The 18,543-nt window shown below is 33.9% G+C and carries 11 protein-coding genes; 3 read left to right on the top strand and 8 right to left on the bottom strand.

Features of this window, described 5'->3' with window-relative positions:
* Positions 1 to 65 precede the first annotated feature (65 nt).
* The 3 genes from H6578_01195 to lepA form a co-directional block, all read right to left on the bottom strand.
* Positions 66 to 1,580, bottom strand: a complete 1,515-nt coding sequence (locus H6578_01195) for a T9SS type A sorting domain-containing protein (GenBank protein ID MCB9225771.1) — start codon at positions 1,578 to 1,580, stop codon at positions 66 to 68.
* Between the two features lies 1 nt (position 1,581).
* Positions 1,582 to 3,876, bottom strand: coding sequence for a metallophosphoesterase (locus tag H6578_01190; protein MCB9225770.1), 2,295 nt, complete (start codon positions 3,874 to 3,876; stop codon positions 1,582 to 1,584).
* Positions 3,877 to 4,076: 200 nt separating this feature from the next.
* A complete protein-coding gene (gene lepA, locus H6578_01185) occupies positions 4,077 to 5,870 on the bottom strand; it encodes an elongation factor 4 (GenBank protein MCB9225769.1) in 1,794 nt (597 codons plus the stop codon).
* A 141-nt stretch (positions 5,871 to 6,011) separates the two neighbouring features.
* On the opposite strand from lepA, the gene ytxJ reads away from it, so the two are divergent.
* Both ytxJ and H6578_01175 read left to right on the top strand, forming a co-directional pair.
* Positions 6,012 to 6,350, top strand: a complete 339-nt coding sequence (gene ytxJ / locus H6578_01180) for a bacillithiol system redox-active protein YtxJ (protein ID MCB9225768.1) — start codon at positions 6,012 to 6,014, stop codon at positions 6,348 to 6,350.
* Positions 6,351 to 6,376: 26 nt separating this feature from the next.
* Positions 6,377 to 6,892 carry a hypothetical protein gene (locus H6578_01175; protein ID MCB9225767.1) on the top strand — a complete coding sequence of 172 codons (516 nt, stop codon included), beginning with the start codon at positions 6,377 to 6,379 and terminating at the stop codon, positions 6,890 to 6,892.
* Positions 6,893 to 7,137: 245 nt separating this feature from the next.
* Here H6578_01175 and H6578_01170 read toward each other — a convergent pair whose 3' ends face one another.
* Positions 7,138 to 8,946, bottom strand: a complete 1,809-nt coding sequence (locus H6578_01170; GenBank protein ID MCB9225766.1) for a tetratricopeptide repeat protein — start codon at positions 8,944 to 8,946, stop codon at positions 7,138 to 7,140.
* Between the two features lie 110 nt (positions 8,947 to 9,056).
* On the bottom strand, positions 9,057 to 10,388 hold the full coding sequence (locus tag H6578_01165; protein MCB9225765.1) for an MATE family efflux transporter: 1,332 nt from the start codon (positions 10,386 to 10,388) through the stop codon (positions 9,057 to 9,059).
* Positions 10,389 to 10,505: 117 nt separating this feature from the next.
* On the opposite strand from H6578_01165, the gene ilvA reads away from it, so the two are divergent.
* A complete protein-coding gene (gene ilvA, locus H6578_01160; GenBank protein MCB9225764.1) occupies positions 10,506 to 11,753 on the top strand; it encodes a threonine ammonia-lyase in 1,248 nt (415 codons plus the stop codon).
* A 12-nt stretch (positions 11,754 to 11,765) separates the two neighbouring features.
* Here the strand turns inward: ilvA and H6578_01155 are convergent, their stop codons facing one another.
* From H6578_01155 to H6578_01145, 3 genes are all read right to left on the bottom strand, one after another.
* The gene (locus tag H6578_01155; protein ID MCB9225763.1) at positions 11,766 to 13,814 is read right to left on the bottom strand and encodes a hypothetical protein; all 2,049 of its coding nucleotides are present in this window, start codon (positions 13,812 to 13,814) and stop codon (positions 11,766 to 11,768) included.
* Positions 13,815 to 14,136: 322 nt separating this feature from the next.
* Positions 14,137 to 17,049, bottom strand: coding sequence for a TonB-dependent receptor (locus H6578_01150; protein MCB9225762.1), 2,913 nt, complete (start codon positions 17,047 to 17,049; stop codon positions 14,137 to 14,139).
* 105 nt (positions 17,050 to 17,154) lie between these two features.
* Positions 17,155 to 18,387, bottom strand: a complete 1,233-nt coding sequence (locus H6578_01145; GenBank protein ID MCB9225761.1) for a hypothetical protein — start codon at positions 18,385 to 18,387, stop codon at positions 17,155 to 17,157.
* Positions 18,388 to 18,543 lie beyond the last annotated feature (156 nt).

The following is an 18,543-nucleotide window of genomic DNA, read 5'->3' as shown; positions in this document are numbered from 1 at the left end:
TTTTTTTTAAATAGACCTTAGCAAAACGCTACGAGAATAGATAAAGCATAGTATATTTAACACATTTAATCCCTTACCACCTTATAAGTATTCACTTTGCTATCTGACATTACTTTAAGTAGATAAACACCTTTAGGCAATTCGCTAAAAGATATTTCTGTTTTCTTAGTGTTTAAATCAGTACTTAAAATCAATTTTCCTGTCATACTATAAACAGCTAAGTGTGTTAAGTTTGTTTCTAAAGAACTAATAAACACTTTATTTGATGTTGGGTTGGGATATACCCTAACAAATGCAGCATTATTAATATTGCGAATAGCGGTAGTGCTATCTTCGTTAATAATAGTATCTGGTGGTATTACTAATGTATCAATAGGTGTAAATGTATTGGTGTCCGGAATGTTTGTTACAGTTTCGCAAGGTGTGGTAAGTACGCAAGCATTTTCTTCTACCGTTAAAGCATAAAAACCCACTTCACTTACCGTTAAAGTAGTATTAGCACTTATACTAATGGTATCATTATTGGCACAATTAAACCAAATCCAGTTGGCTTGGTTTGTATTACCGGAGTAATTAGCTGTTATGGTATTAGAATCTACTGTTAAAACTAATGAATTGTTTTGTACAGATATAGAATCTGATTTTGAAACGCCTTGTTTTGTGTGTACAAACAACTCGCCATTTGAAGCTCCCACAGGAATAATTACTTGAATAGTCGTAGCATTTAATACGCTATAAGATAAAGCACTATTGTTTAAGACAACAGAATCTACATTTATAAAGTTTGTACCTGTAATCAATAAAGTATCTTGTACATTGCCACAAAAGTTTGTTTTAGATAAAGCCTGTACTTCGCTCCATTGCAAAATAACTATACCACTTGCTCCTGCACCCCCGTTTCTATCTGTATTAGATTGTATGCTTGAGCCACCGCCTCCGCCACCAAAGGTGCTTCCTGCTGCTCCGGTATTGCCATCGTAGCCACCGCTACCACCATTACCACCATAATCTATTGCTCCTGTACCACCAAGAGATAAGCCACTGCCACTGCCATTGGCTCCGTTTCCACCACTTCCTGAGCTACCTGCACCGCCACCACCGCCTCCGGCATCATTGCTATCTCCGCTACCGCCATTGCCACCATCATATTTTACATCGCCATAAGAATTTACCGCTTTCCCACCGTTAGCACCACCGCTATTATTAACACCTCCTCTTGTTTTCCCGCCTTCTGCCATTACAGTTGTATTACTCCCAAACCAAGAATTTCCGCCATTTGCACCATTGCTTATACCTCCATTTCCTACTTGAATAGTATAGCTATTTCCTGCCACTACGGGCGTTATGGCACGCACATAAGCACCACCGCCTCCACCTCCGGCAGCTTCATAGTTTATAAAAGTCCAAGAATCGCCTTCTACTCTTCCTCCAGCACCGCCACCGCCTATACATTCCACTTTTAGGCTTACCACACTATTGGGAATAATAAATGTGCCCGACCCAGGAGCGGTAAACTGCTGTTGCTGTGCCATCCCCAAAACAAAGGCAACTATAAAAAAAGGTAAAATAAATTTCTTCATACTATTTTTTTACAAACTTATTATAAACAGGAACATCCGCTTCTATCTTTAAAAAATATACGCCTGTACTTAGTTTTGAAATATTGATAGGTGTATTTGTTCCTGTAAGTACGCCATTTAATACCGTTTTGCCTGTAGTATTAATTATACTGTATGGACTTGTGTTGTATTTATTATCAAACAATTCTAAAATTATCTGTTCACTGGCAGGATTAGGGTAAATAGTAGAAACATTATTAGCCACATCTAAAATAGACGTAGGAGGCAAGGTTTCAAAAACAACGGTTATTGTGTTTGATTGTAGCGTATCGCCATTAGGAAGTATTACTTCAACATAATAATCGCCACTTTCTGTATAAGTGTAGCTTGTATTGTTTGCCCCGGCTATAGCGGTATCATTTAAGTACCATTGATAAGTATATGCCGTATCAATAGGTTCTACTGTTATCAGCGAATCGCCAAGTGTATCTATGTATGCTTCTGTAGGTAAACCATAAAAACTATAACTGCTTGATTCTACCGTACAGCCTGTATTACTATTATAAACCTCTACGGTATAGTTTCCATCTATTATAGGTTGATACGTTTCATTAGTTGCTCCACTTATAGGATTGCCATTTATAAACCATTGGTAAGTATATTGCGAACCGGAAAGATTAGCATTCAGCGTTCCAGAAGTAAGTTCATCTACGTTAGGTTGTGGGGTAGGCGATACATTTATGGTAAAACTACTGGTTTCTATTTGTCCTGTTAAAAAGTCGGTTATTTCTAAGGTGTAATTTGTAGTGGTAGTGGGCGAAAGCGTAACTGTTTCCCCTACGGCTGTTGAACCTGTCCATACAAAATTCATGCTATCTGAACCGCCAGTGTAATTAGCTATTACATCAACTGATTCGCCTTGGCAAATAGAAAAATCTGCCATAGCATTTACTCGTAAATCTTTCTTTAACAATGTAAATTCATCGGGTATAGTGCCATCCGATTTTAAATAATATCCGTCAAGTCTGTTTTTATAAATATCTATAACAAAAGAACCTGCTGCATCATACGCATCGGAATAATACATGGCAGGATAATCTAAACCTTCTCCCACTCCGGAAGTAGAGCTTCCACTATTACCGCAAACAATATATACCGTTCCGTCTTGTGTAGAAACCAAGGTATCCTTTATATATGGCGTGCCTGCATCAAAATTTCCACTTGAGGCATCAACTGCCATGGTGTTAATATTAAAAGAAGAACCACCACTATAGTGTCCGTTTAATAAATAACTACGCTCAAAAACATGACTATGTCCACAAACGATTAAATCAATGCCATGTTCTTCTAAAACAGGAATAATTCGTTCTCTTACGGCTTTCATTACTAATTCATAAAAACCATCTGAATCGTGAGAGCCTTTGGTATATGGTGGCTGATGCCAATAAGCTATTTTAAACTTAGCATTGCTTTGGCTTAAATCTTGAATAATCCAATTAGTCATGGCGTTCATACCATCATAAGATAAGGTATAGTCAAACACTTCTGAGTTTAAAGAAAGAAAATGAACATCTGCATAATCAAATGAATAAAACACCTCTAAATTTGAAGGATAACCACCTGCTTCGCCATTTTGAGGAACTTCTACAATATCAAAATATGGTCCCATGTGGTTTGATAAAGGAATGTTGGAGTAAGGGATGCCCAATAAAGTACTTTCACTCCAAACGGTATTATAATCATGATTGCCCGGAGAAGCCCAAAACGGCTGGTGGGGAAATACATCACTATATCCCGGCACGGCAAACACTTTAGCTTGATATTGACTTTGATTGCCATCATCGTAGGCATTATCGCCCAGCCAAAGCCATACATCTGCACTTCCTACACCCGAATAGGCTTCAAATGCCAATTTTGTGTCTATTTGTTTAGAGTTTCCTTTACCAAAATCGCCTGTTGCCCAAATACGAGTAGGCACACCTTTAGTGCCCGGTAATGGGTGTGTTTTAAAACTTTGCCCGGTAGCAGGTGTATATTGCGAACTTAAATCGCCAATTTTATAATAATATTTTGTGTAGGGTTGCAGTCCCGTTATTTTAATTTCGTGGTCTTTTACATTATTACTAATTTCTGCATTTTGCGTTAAATTGATCGAATCTGTTCCGTACCAAATTTTTGTGCTGGTGTTGGTAGTGGTTCGCCACATAACTATAATACTGTTGTGGTTAGGGCTTTGCAAGTACGGACCTCTATCTACAGTTTGCGCAGAAAGCAGATAAGAAAGACAGATAAAAAGGAAAAGTAGTTGTTTTTTCATAAATAGAATTATAGGCTTCAAAGATATAAAAGTAAAAATAATGATTTTTCAAGATAAAATCATCTTTTCATTAAATAAAAATTAAGCTATAGCTATATTTTTGTATTGTTGTAGGAAACAAAAAGCATCACTAAACTTTTCACTATTTCTCTCATTTAATAGAGGACAATAATTAAATGAAAAGTTGTTTTACCGAACTATTAATCATTGAGTTTAAGTACCGCTAAAAACGCTTGCTGAGGCACTTCTACTTTGCCAAACTGACGCATACGTTTTTTACCTTTTTTCTGCTTTTCAAGTAATTTTCGTTTTCGGGTTATATCTCCACCGTAGCATTTGGCAGTTACGTCTTTTCTCATGGCAGAAATAGTTTCTCTTGCTATAATTTTCATGCCTATAGCTGCCTGTATGGCTATTACAAACTGTTGGCGGGGAATAAGTTCTTTTAGTTTTTCGCAAAGTCTTTTACCAAAATCATAGGCTTTATCTCTGTGTATCATAGCCGAGAAAGCATCTACGTTTTCGCCATTAAGTTTTATATCTACACGCACCATATCTCCTTTTTTGTAGCCTATCATGTGGTAATCAAAAGAAGCATATCCTCTTGAAATAGATTTTAATCTATCATAAAAATCAAAAACAATTTCAGACAGAGGCATTTCAAAAGTAAGCTCTACTCTGGTTTGTGATAAATATACTTGGTTTTTCATTATGCCTCTTTTTTCCATACAAAGGTTCATTATGCTTCCAATATACTCGGGTTTAGAAATTATTTGAGCTCGTATGTATGGTTCTTCTATTCTATCTACTACGGTTGGGTCGGGCAAGTCTGACGGATTGTGCAAAAGCGTCATTTCACCTTTTTTATCATATAAGTGATAGGTAACTTGTGGTGTTGTAGTTATTACACTTTGGTCAAACTCTCGGTCTAATCTTTCTTGTATAATTTCTAAGTGCAACATACCTAAAAATCCACATCTAAACCCAAAACCTAAGGCAATAGACGTTTCCGGTTCAAACACTAAGGAAGCGTCATTAAGTTGCAATTTTTCAAGAGCATCTCTTAAATCTTCATAATCATCAGAATCTATGGGGTAAATACCTGCAAAAACCATAGGTTTTACATCTTCAAAACCTTTTACCATCTTGGTAGTAGGATTATGAGCATCGGTAATAGTATCGCCTACTTTTACTTCTTTAGAAGATTTTATGCCAGTAATAACATAGCCTACATTTCCTGCTGATAGTTGCTTTTGAGGCTCTTGGGTAAGTTTTAATATTCCTATTTCATCGGCTAAATAGTTATTTCCTGTAGCCACAAATTTTATATCTTCGCCTTGCTTAATTTTGCCATTATAAATTCTAAAATAAGCTATAACACCTCTGTATTGGTTATAAACAGAATCAAAAATCATGGCTTGTAGTGGCTCATCTTCATTTCCTTGAGGTGCTGATATTCTGTTTATTACGGCATCTAATATTTTATCTACACCTAAACCTGTTTTCCCGCTTGCTTCTAATATATCTTCTCTATCGCAACCCAATAAATCCATTATTTGGTCGGCAGTTTCTTCTATTAAAGCTCCGGGCATATCTACCTTGTTTATAACAGGTATTATTTCTAAATCATGCTCTAATGCCAAGTACAAATTTGAAATAGTTTGAGCTTGAATGCCTTGTGCGGCATCTACTAAAAGTAAAGCTCCCTCGCACGCAGCTATACTACGCGAAACCTCATAAGAAAAATCTACGTGCCCGGGAGTGTCTATTAAATTTAAAGTATATTTTTGATTGTCGGTATGCACATAGTTCATTTGTATAGCATGACTTTTAATAGTAATACCTCTTTCTCGTTCCAAATCCATATCATCTAAAATTTGGTCTTGTCTATCTCTTTCAGATACCGTTTGAGTAGCATCTAAAAGCCTGTCTGCCAAGGTGCTTTTACCGTGGTCAATATGTGCTATAATACAAAAGTTACGTATGTTTTTCATGAACCGACAAAGATAATAAAGTTGAGTAGTTTTTTGGCATAAAAAAAGGGGCTGATATAGATATTGAAACACTACGTATCATTTGTTACAATTGTTTTTTAGGCTTTTTCATTAACTTTGATTACAAATTAAACAGATAATATGGTAGCACCGTGGCAACAACTTACTTCAATAAACCAAATAGATAGAATAATTGATGATTCTAACAACAAAACCATAGCTATTTTTAAACATAGCACACGCTGTGGCGTATCCTCTCATGCTATGCATAAACTGGAGGATAGCTGGCAGTTTGATGAAAAACAATTAGACTTTTATTACTTAGATTTATTGACTTACAGAAACATCTCAAATGAAATAGCAGATAGGTTTAGAGTAATACATCAATCGCCACAATTAATTATAATAAAAAACGGAAAAGCTGTTTACAATATTTCTCATCAAGGGGTAAGTAACGAAATTATTGAAAAATTTATATAACTTTGAAGTAAATAAAATAAACAATTATGAAAAAATTAATTTTAATACTAACAGTAGCACTATTTACCTTTACTGCAAAAGCACAAGAAAAATATGCAGAAGGTTATTTTAAAGTACAAAAAGTAGATGAATCTTTTTTTGAAGAAAAAATACTAACAGACAGCCAAAGGAATAAAGATATCATAGCCGAAAATATGCAGTATTACAACAAAATGATAAAAGCATATAACGAGAAAAACTACAAAGACGCTATTAAATGGGCAAGAGAAGCATTTTTAGGCAGCATAGGCGAAAAAATTCAGTTTAAAGTTTACCAAGAGAAATTTGAATACGCTCATGAGCTAATGGAAGATCAAAAACTAATTTTATTTATTTCTTTAATGGAAACAAATGGAAAAATTGATGAAATACAAGATATTTTAGATTATAGTAGAGAAAGATTATCGGAAGATAGACTAACATACATGAAAAAAAGAGCTGCTAAGTATAACGAAACAGCTAAAAAGAAAATAGAAATAGAAAAAACGTACGATTACGAATAGGATTTATTCCGTTTTTCAAATCAATATAAAATGGTGCGTAGAAATATGCATCATTTTTATTAATATGCATGCACAAAATAGAGGCGTACTATTTTTTAAAGTTCGGAACTCTTGAAGAGTTCCGAACTTTTTATAACTATTGAAAACGAAATGTAAAAATATTTTATATTACAATAAAAATTAGCTAAATTTGCTATATGTCTGCTGTTTTAGGCAGAAACGAAAAAAGAATATCTAACTCAGGTTTAAATATTATCACCTCTTAAAGCTCTGTATCTTTTACGTGCTTCTACCAGCAGGACACTACCCGAATAATCTGTAATAATAAGTTTATAGTACTTCATGGCTTTTTCTTTATCCATTAAGTAGTTTTGGTAAATATCGCCAAGCATAAAGGCGGCATTATCTGCCAGTATATCCTCTTTGTGATTGAGCAAAATAGCATTAAGCATTTCTACAGCTTTCTCATAGTTGTTTTTGCTAAAATATATTTGAGCTTTTTTATAATATACATCATCTGTAAGTGCATGCCCCGGATAAGTTTTTAGAATATCATCTAAAGTTTGCAGTGCTTCTTCATTTCTGTTCTGCAAAGCAAACAATTCTGCTTTTGAATATTCTTCCATAGTGGTAGTTATACTATCTAAACCTAAATTATCCATTATAAAAACCGATAAATCTATAGCATCGTTAGCTATTAATTCTGTGGTGGCACCTTTTAAAATTTTAAGTTGAGCTTGGCTCCACTCAAACTCTCCTTTATAATAAGATAATTTAGCATTTCTAAAACGTGCATCTTCTCCTATAGGGCTATCTTTTTCATCTTTATCTACTTGGGCATACAGCAATGTGGCTTCCCAAACATTATCGTCTAAAATATAAATATCACCAAGTTCAAGTTTTAAAGTGTTTTTTGTTTTCTTAGGAATATTAGGCAAAGAAATAGCATCTTCAAGCAAGGTAATAGCTTCACTTAAATTATGAATATAATAAGCCTGCAAATGAGCAAAATTAGATATAACATCAACATTTTCAATACCTTTTCCGTAGGTGTTCAAATAGTTAGCATAGTTGTTTTGTAGGGCGTTTATTTGTTCGGCAGTATAATTAGGGCGAGAGGTTATTTTTTCTTGTTCCGAACGAATAAGTAGTGCTTTTGCTCTACGTAATGTAGTATTATCTTTTTTATTTTCTATTAGATATTTGTAAGCATCAATGGCTGTGTCATATTGTTTTTCTTGAAAAGCATCGTTTGCTAAGAGGAAAATTCTATTGCCATCTTCATTATTTCTTTTGTCTAAAGCTTTTGCCTGTATCAATGCTTGCTCATAATCCTGCTGATGAGAAAATAACCAAATCAACATTTCTGCATAGGTATTGTCATTTGGCTTTTTTTGCACAAGGGTGTAAAGTTGCGTTTCTAACTCGTCTTGTACTTCTTCTTTATCCAATTTATTGGCAAGTATGCTTTGCACCGTAACTATGTTATTAGGGTTGCTCTGTAATAAATCTAAGTAAGTTTGTACTGCTTCTTTATTTTTATTTTCTTTAAAATAGGCATTGCCTAACTCATACACAAAAAGGTCGTTGGTGTTTAACAGTTTCCTACCTTTTAAGTAGGTTTTTATAGCATAATCGGTTTGTTGAATATTTAAAAACTTAGAAGCTACCTGTCTAATTTGGTTTTGGTTGGCTACCAATTGATTTAGTACACTTTCAAATTCTTTTTCGGCAGCGGTAGCATCATTATTTTGGGAATAAACGTAGCCTAAGTCAATTTGATAATTAAGGTTTTCTTTGTTCTTTTTAATTTGTTTTTTTACAATTTTTTCAGCCTCATCAAATTCTTTTAATCTGATATGGCTGTACAGCAAGCTGGTGTAGTAATATTCATTATTGCTGTCATTTTTCCATAGCTCATAAAATAGCTGTGAGGCTTTTTCGTAATCGCCATTATTGTAATACTGGCGTGCCAAAACAAGGTCTTTATTGCTTTGTGCATTTATACTTAAAAAGAATATTAAAAATGATATAAGAAAAAATATTTTTTTCATGCTTATAGTTCGTAAAGGATAGTTTGTAAAAATACAATAATATTTCAAAGGCTTCAAAACTTGCTATTGTAGTATTTGTTAACTTTTGTTTTATTTACATGCTTCGTGTGCTATATTCTATTGTGCATTAGCTTTAGTTTTCCCAAAGAAATAGAAATAAATACTCCCGAAACTAAGGAAGTTAACAAATCTGCCAAAGGGAAAGCATACCATATACCTTGCAGTCCTAAATATTTAGGTAAAAGTAGCACCAGTGGAATAAGAAAAATTCCTTGTTTTAGCAAAGTAAGTATTAATGCGGGCAAAGCTTTTCCTATAGCCTGATAATAAGCTGAAGAAATGAGCTGAATAATTAAAAATGGCGTTAGCAAAAACACTAACCTAAGTGCAGGAGCAGACTGTTGTATAAGCGCACTATCGTTGGTAAATAATTTTACAATTTGCTCTGGGAAAGCCATTAAAATGGCAAAAGTTACAGTAGCTATAACTACTCCATAAAGTATTGATTTTATTATAGTTTCTCTAACCCGAAGCCATTGTTTAGCACCATAATTATAACCAGCAATAGGTAAAAATCCTTGCGTTAAGCCAAAAACGGGGAAATTGGCAAACATCATCAGTCGGCTTATAATGCCATAAGCAGAAACAGCCATTTCGGCTCCGTAATGAAACAATGAATTATTTAAAACTATAGCCAATAAACTTACGGTAGCTTGTCGTACAAAGGTTACACCTCCTATTTCTATTATTTCACGAGCTATTTCGTATTTAATTTTCAAGTATTTAAACTTTAAGCTCATTTGCGAGCCTCCTTTTATAAAATAAAAGAAAGTAAAAATTCCACTTATAAAATAAGCTATGCTTGTAGCCCAAGCGGCACCTGCCAGTCCCCAGTCAAACACCACTATAAACAAAGGATCTAAAATAAAATTAACTATAGCAGGAATAAACATGGTTATCATAGCTATTTTGGGCAATCCTTCTGCTCTAAATACATTATTGCTCATCATAGCCCACGCCAAAAATGGCACACTCGGCAGTATTATTTTAAAATAAACCTTAGCGGGTTCCATCAGCTCGCCTTTGCCACCAAAAAGCAAAATAATTTCATCTAAAAAAAAGAAGCTAACAAATGCTACAATAGATGATAAACCAACTGTAATAAGTGTTTGATTTCCAAAAGTTTCATAGGCTTTTTCGTAGTTTTTTGCTCCTAAACTTCTGCTTATTATAGAACCACCGCCTACGCCTACAGCCATTCCTAATGCAGAAATAAAAAAAGTAATAGGCAATACTACTGCTACAGCTCCCAATGCCATAGTGCCTACAAATTTTCCTACAAAAATAGAATCAACAATATTGTATATTGATAGTACTAAAATACCTAAAGATGCAGGCAAACTCTGCTCTAACAGTAGTTTAGGAATAGACAAAACGCCCATTTTTTCACTCTGATGTTTATGTTTGCTCAAATACTAAAGATTTTAAAATGAGATATTTAATTGCAAATATACCGCAATAAGTAATAGCTTTGCAATACCAAACTAAACCGAATAAAAATGATTTCAGTTCAGAAAATATTAGAAGTAAATCATAAAATTAACAAATTTATAAAAACTACACCTTTAGAAGAAAACCGAACACTTTCTGAAAAATATGGGTGTAAAGTTTTATTAAAAAGAGAAGATTTACAGTATGGAAGAAGTTACAAAATAAGAGGAGCTTTCAATAAAATTTCTTCTTTATCTAGTGAAGAACGCCAGCGTGGCGTAGTATGTGCCAGTGCGGGAAACCATGCTCAAGGTGTTGCCATTTCTTGTGCTTTACTAAAAATAAAAGGAACTATTTTTATGCCTAAAACTGCACCTATGCAAAAGGTAGAAAAGGTAAAGCAGTTTGGCAAAGAATATACAGAAGTAATATTAGTAGGCGATACTTTTGACGATGCCTATGCCGAAGCTAAAAAGCACGAAGAAGAAACTAATAAAGTTTTTATTCAACCTTTTGACGATGAAAAAATAATAGAAGGACAAGGAACTGTAGCTAAAGAAATATACGAGCAAGAACCCGAGTCTATAGATTATCTTTTTGTGCCTATAGGTGGTGGCGGATTGGCATCGGGTGTGGGAAGTTATTTTAAGCAAGTAAGTCCCAGCACCAAAATAATAGGTGTAGAACCAACAGGTGCTGCCAGCATGAAACTTTCTTTTGAGAAGGGGAAAGTTACCCGACTGCAAAATATGGACAAATTTGTAGATGGGGCAGCCGTAGCAAAAGTAGGCAATTTAACCTATGAAATTTGTAAAACAGTATTAGATGATATTGTACTTGTGCCGGAAGGAAAAACCTGCACCGTTATACTACAAATGTATAATGATGATGCCATTGTTTTAGAACCTTCAGGGGCATTGTCTATAGCGGCTTTAGATTATTATAAAGATAAAATAAAAGGCAAAACAATAGTTTGTGTTATAAGTGGTGGCAATAATGACATAACCCGAATGGAAGAAATTAAAGAACGCTCTATGCTTTTTGAAGGGTTAAAGCATTATTTTATAGTTAATTTTCCAAGAAGGGCAGGCAGTTTTAAAGATTTTGTAACCAAAATTTTGGGACCAAATGATGAAATTTCTTTAATAGAATATAAATCAAATAAAACCAGTGGAGATACTGTGCCGGGCATGATAGGTATAGAAGTACTAAACAAAGAAAACTATAATGCTTTAATTAAAAGATTAGATAAAGAAGGCTTTAGCTACGAAATAGTTAACGAAAATAAAATGCTATTTGATTTTTTAGCTAAGTAGAATACGCAATAATTACTCATACGCTTTATAAGCCTTTATAAATGCTGCTCCCAAGTTTTTGTGAGGAGGAATATATTCATCCAGTTTTTCTTTAGCATAACCGGACTGTATAGAGTCAGAAAAATTTTTCCAAAAAGCTTCCCACTCTATGTTTTTTCCTTGTCGCACCCATTCTGCTATATCTAAAACTAAGGGGTTATTTATAGTATAGCTTCCCACTTGCTTAGTGGCTATAATTTGAGCATCGGGAGCTTTTTCTAATATATTAAGTATTTGATGATAACCACCACACGAGCCTAACAATACTATTTTGGTTTCTTCACGCAGTTTTTCTAAGCTGGTATTTACATAAAAACTATGCCCACGATGTACCAGCATTTCTACTTCTGTGTGTTCCTTAAGTAAAAGTTCGTCAATGGCTTTCATTCCCTCTTTCTCAAACTTGGCTTTATTGGCATATATTACTACAGCATTTCCTGTTTTACTACTTATTTTCACATAAGTTTTTTTGTCTTCTATATTCCAATTTTTAGCAGGGAAAGTCTGTAAGAAAGTGGCAAATGATGTAATACCATCTTCATCGTCATAAAATAAATGTACTTGTGTGTGTACGCCATCTTTGCCAAACAAAGCCATGCTATCAACACTTCCCAAGGATTGAATTTGATAATTTTGAGCTATACTATCATATTCATTTTTTAAAGTTGTAGCCTTTGGTGCAAAAAGATTAATAAGTAAACCATAAGCTAATTTTATTTTTTTGTTATCAGTTTGTCTATAATTGCTGAGCAAATCTTTTTCTATATATGTTTGTAGCGTTTCGTCATTTATACTTCCAATGGCATCGGCTATGCTAACGGCATCTTTTAATAGATTAGACGTGTTTTTTAAATTTAGGAATTTATGCAATAACCGTTCTTTATTAGCAAGGGTCATGGTGTTTAAAAAAGAACTTAAGCGACCATAACCTGCACACATTTTTACGAAAGTTCTGAACTCATTAAAATTCATTTCTTGCAAAAAAGTATATCCATCTTGTTTATTACTTTCAAGTTTTTTTAAAAACAGATTATAAGTCCCTTCAAAAGTTGACGTGAAAATTTCTTCTTCGCTGTAAATCATTAAGGTGTAGAGTTCTGTTGCATTATATTTTTCAAGAGGTTTAAATCTTGTAGAACTTTCGTGTTGCTCATAAGCGGCATTTATAGGGCGAATAATTAAAGTGCTTAAATGACTTAATTTATCATCAACAGCCGTTTTTGCTATTGCATTTTCATTTTTAGAGATATTTATCAAGGTTTTAAATAAATAATTATCATTTTTTCCTATACTGTCTGCTTGCTGAATGCTAAGCTCATTATCTATTATTTTTTGCATTAAATAAAAGGCATTACTCAGAGAGCTTGCTTGCTTATATATGGTATTTATTAAAGCTAAAGTATCTGATTTACTGTTTATTATAGCAGTTCTAATGCTATTATTGCTACCTAAATATCTTTTTATTAAAATAGGATTATTTGTAGCAATTTTTGTAAGCAGTTTTTCTTTAAGTGTGCTGTTTTCAAATGCATAATAGTTAGATAAAAACAACTTTGGCTGGTCTTCTGCTAAGTTTTTTATAAATTCATTTAACTCAGCTGTGCTTTGCAAATAGTTAATAACCGAAAGTATGGTAGCTTTTTTATTGTTTTTAAAAAAGCTTTTTTCATCACTTGCAGTTATAGCGTTTAGATAATTATTTATCAGTAAAAATTTATTTGAAACTTGCTGAAAAAGTAAAGTATCTGTATTGTTTATTCTTTTTAAATCATAAAACAGTTTGATACTTAGGTCGTTAACGTATGCTGTGTTAAAACTTGTATCTTTTAAAGTTTCTTTTATTGAAGCTAAGTGTGTAATAATACTTTGGCATGAGGTATCTGTTGTCTCATTACAAATATTTGCTATTCTCTCTTGCTCTTTATCTAAATACAATTGAGCTGAAATACTATTTTGCATTCCCAATAATAAAACAACTAAAACTATAAGCCTCATCATTAGCAAATATACACAGAAAAGCATGTTGCTCGTTTTGCATTTATTTAAAAATTGGTATTCAAAAGAGGACTTATTGTAGAAAGAGATAGCAGAACTCCATGCGTTCGGCATGCAGGCTCTTCATTACGTCCGCTATGACAACCGTGTTGTGTAGTGTCATGGCGGAAAGTCATGAGGAACGAATGACCTTATCCGCCATCTCAATGTTTGTTTTATAATGTATGAGATAGCGGAACTCCACTTCATTACGTCCGCTATGACAATCGTGCCGTGTAATGTCGGAAATTTTGAAGAATGAAAAATTATACCGTTTTAATAGTCGTTTAGAACAATCATACCATTAGTATTATTTCAAGGTATAACTAAAACCCACAGAAAACAGTCTTCCTGGTTTTCTTTGTTCATAAATCTGCGGAGTAGCTTCAAAAGATTCATACTGCCAAAGTCTATCATCTCCTATAATATTATCTATAGATACGCTACATTTCCACCTTTTTTCTTTGCCAAATAGTTGAGAGGCTTTAAAGTTTAAATTATGAAATGGAGTAACATATACATCCGGATTTAAGCCATTGCCTACTAAAAATAAAGTTTTCCCTTTTACATTATAAAACAAACCTACATCTAAGCCTAAATTATGATTAAAATAACTGATACCTGCATTAATAACATAAGGAGCTTGCCCCGCCATAACACGCTTTTTATCAATAGTTTCTCCTGTTCTTTCTCTTGTTTTACGGGCATTATATTCTGTGTCGGTCATATCTATTACAGAATAAACTCCCGTTATATTCCCATTGATATAAAGATTATCTAAAGCCGGAGTAATAAAACCTAAGTTTTTACGAAATTCTGCTTCTAAACCAAATACCATTCCTGTTCCCACATTTCGTGGCTGATATTCTATAGTAGTTTGTTGCTCTGGTATTCTTACTAATTCTATAGGGTCTTTAAAATGTTTAAAAAAACCTGATAAAGAGAGTACTTGACCTTTATTCATAAAATATTCCCAACGTAAATCAACATTGTTGATGTAAGTTTCGTGTAAATTTCCATCCCAATCGCCAATAGCAAACATGCCTCCATCAAAAATTCTGCTGGTAAAAGGATCTACAATAGAAGCATAAGACATTTCTTTAAACGATGGTCGTGCTATGGTACGAGCATAAGATATACGCAAATTTTGTTTTTCAGTAATAGCATAAATTAAGTTTGCTGTAGGAAAGAAATCAAATGAAGAAAGTACTTTTTTGTTATCTAAAACATTAGTTTGAGAAATATCTCTTCCCGTATGTCTTAATGCAAAGTATTCCATTCTAAGACCAATTACGGTTTTTAGTTTTTTGGCAGGGCTTACTTCTGTAGAAGCATAAAACCCTGTAGTGTTAGAGTTGGCACTATACTGGTTGGCATTGGGGCGTGAGTTTCCCGACTCAAAATACATTTGATTTGTGCCGTTAGGGAAAAGATTTTCTTCATTTAAAACATCATCGGGGTCACCTGTCCAGCTTTGATTATTTAAAGTGGTATTTGAACTTAAATTGTAGGTTAAAATTTCATAGTTTCTATTTTTATAAACATGGCTTGCTCCAAATTTTACTTTAGCATCTCTTTTAAACAAGGTGTAATTATTGGTAATATCCAATTTTACCGGAACGTTATATTCATTTAATGAACGCCATATTCTTGTAGGAAATCCTGCATCTCCGGCACTAAATAATAATTCGTCATTTTTATTGGTAAATGCTGTAGAACGTATATCGGGGTCTTTTGATGTAGATAGTGTAGGCGATAACCCCCATTTCATTTCCCATTTATTTTCTTTTATTGAGTGTTCGCCTCCCAGCATAAAGTTGGTTAAAGAACGTTCGTTATATTCTAAGTTATCTGAAATGCCTGTGTAGCCGGAAGCTCCTACGCCTGCATCGCCATTATTGTATAAAGAAAACTGCCCGGCACGGCTTGTGCCACTTTGTAAGCGTAATACGGTAAATCTATATTTTGAAGTTCTGTTTTTATATGCTAAGCCTGCTAATCCACCTAAAAGAAATGTTCTTTCGCCATAAGCTCCTTTAAAAATGTTTACGTCTATTAATTCTTTTTCGTTGGGGTCGGCAAGTCTTTGGTATTCTCCATAAGTTACATCATCATAATATTTATAATCAGATTTGTAAGATAAAGAGAAAATATAACCCAGTTTTTTATTGCTTGAGCCTGTTTCGGAGTCTTTTTTAATATCGTATTGATTGCCAATAGTAAAACTTCCACTAAAATCTAAAATGCTCATTTTTTTATCTACACCAAGGTCTTTATTAAAGCTATTGCTTAACTTAAATACTTCATCATTGGGGTTTACATTGGGGTAGGGAAATCTTCCTTTTGAATTTTCAATAGCCTGCACTTCACTTGGCAAAGCTCTTGAGCCATTATCAAAACCTAAAAAGTCGGTTTTGCTGGTTTGGTAGCTTAAATAATCTTTTTTAAAGTGCATATTGGGATTGTAACCCACATCTAAAGAGAAACTAATAATACGCTGGTCTGGAAAATCTTTGGTTTCTATATCCAACAAACCACCTGTAAAATCTGCCGATTTATCTGCTGTAAAGTTTTTTGAAACCATTAAGTTTCCTATTAAATTGGTAGGGAAAATATCTAATTGCAAGGTATTTCTATCGGGGTCTAAGCCCGGAATATCCATTCCATTAAATGTAGTTTTAGAATATCTATCGCCTAAGCCTCTTATATAAACATATTTACCTCCTTCTACAGAAACACCCGTAACACGCTTAGCGGCTTCTACAGCTGTTCCATCTCCTGTCATTTGTATTTGCTCGGCAGAAATTCCGTCTAATATTTCAATAGATTTTCTTTTTATAGTCATTACTGCCGCCTCAGATGTTTCTATTCTTTTAGCTGTTACTACCACCTCTGAAAGCTCCTCATCATCCGATTTCATTATTATGTTATTTAGTAGTGTAACTTCATTAGGTTTTACTACTACATTTTCTATTCTTATGGTTTGGTAAGAAATAAAAGATGCTTTTATGGCGTAGGTTCCAGGTTCTGCCGAAATTGAAAAATGACCATCAAAATCGGTAATTGTTCCTTTTGTAGTTCCGTCTATTACCACAGTAACGCCTATTAGTCCTTCTCCTGTAGCTTCTTCTAATACTGAGCCTCTAATAGTTCCATTTTGGCTAAAAACAGTGGTAAAACATAATGCTAAAAGTGCAATTATTGATAGTAAATTTTTTCCCATTAATTAAGTATAATTTGTCGTTTTAATAAAATGCTTAGAGCCTGCCTTAAAAAAGCAAGCTCTAAGCGAGTTGATAATAATATGTTTAAATAAATCCTCTATTTCTTATAATCCTATGTTGCTTAATTCGCCATATTGAGAAGCCCATGTCCAACCAAATACTGAAGCGTCAAATCCTGTAGTGAAAGCATTTGCTGCTACGCTGGTTAAGTTAGTCGCAGGTACTTCATAAAACACGGCAGATGCATTGTAAGAGCTGTTCATAGTATATTGCCAGTTGCTAATAGTACTTCCCGCAGCAATGACATCTCCTATAGAAGCTACAAGCGTATCGCCAGAAGGCACACCGTTAAAGTATATATTTGTAATATCTACATTAGTATCGTCATCACAGTCAACTAAATAATCTGTACAACCATAGATATATCCTTTGTTAAAAGTGTGATTTCCATTAGCAAGAGGTGATCCTTCAGGTCCGTCTAACTCTAAAGCACTTCCGCCCGGAGTTATAACTAAAAAGTTAGTAACTGTACCGCTATAACCTTGGTCAGTATCTAATCCGTCATCTCCTACATTCCATACTAAAGCATTCGTAACATTTACAGCACCACCAAAAAACTCAACTCCGTCATCTTTGCTACAAACCAGTTCTATGTTTTCTATAACTGTTCCTCTACCTACACCGCCTAAAGACAATGCTTGAATTTCATTTCCTGTTCCTATATCAGTACCTGTATGACGGATAGAAACATATTTTAAAATTCCAGAATCATCATCGTCATTTGTGCCGCCATAAATAGCCGTTTCAGAAGTTGGAATACCTTCCATTTGTACTGAAGTAGCACTTGCAGAAATTTTTGCATTTCCTAATATAATAACACCACCCCACAAGCCTTGTTGAGTAGGAGATAAATTTGGGCTTGTAAAATCGCCCGTAGCAACTTGCTCTGGGGTAATATTATCATTAACAGAAGTAAAAATAATAGGTAAAGCAGCGGTTCCTTCAGCAAGTATTCTACCGCCTTGCGAAACAATTAATGCTTTAGAGTTTGTTCCAGTACCCGTTTCTCCTTTTATAACTGTTCCCGGGTCAATAGTTAATGTAGCACCACTTTCTACATACACTCTTTTAGTCAATACATAAATATTATCGGCTGTCCAGTGTGTGTCAGCAGTAATGTTTGTAGTAACTTGTACATCTTCTGCCGGCTCATTTGCCACACACTCACCATCTACACAAGTTTCGTTAGCTGCACAGTTGTCGCATTTGTCTTTACAAGATTGTAAAGAGAAAGTTAGTAAACCTAATGTCAAAATAGGTAGTAATAATTTTTTCATGTTTTATTGTTTTTTTATTTGGCACAAAGGTCAAAACGCACTTTGAGTATAGTTTTACCCTTGTGTTAACTTATTATTAAGAATGCTATTGATAAGTAAACAAATAATTAAGTAGCGGTTTTTATAGGTAAAACCCAGTATATTTGAAGTATAAAA

Source organism: Chitinophagales bacterium, from assembly GCA_020635995.1.
In the GTDB taxonomy this organism is placed as follows: Bacteria; Bacteroidota; Bacteroidia; order Chitinophagales; family UBA8649; genus JAFMKE01.
This window is presented reverse-complemented; position numbering and strand designations above follow the sequence as displayed.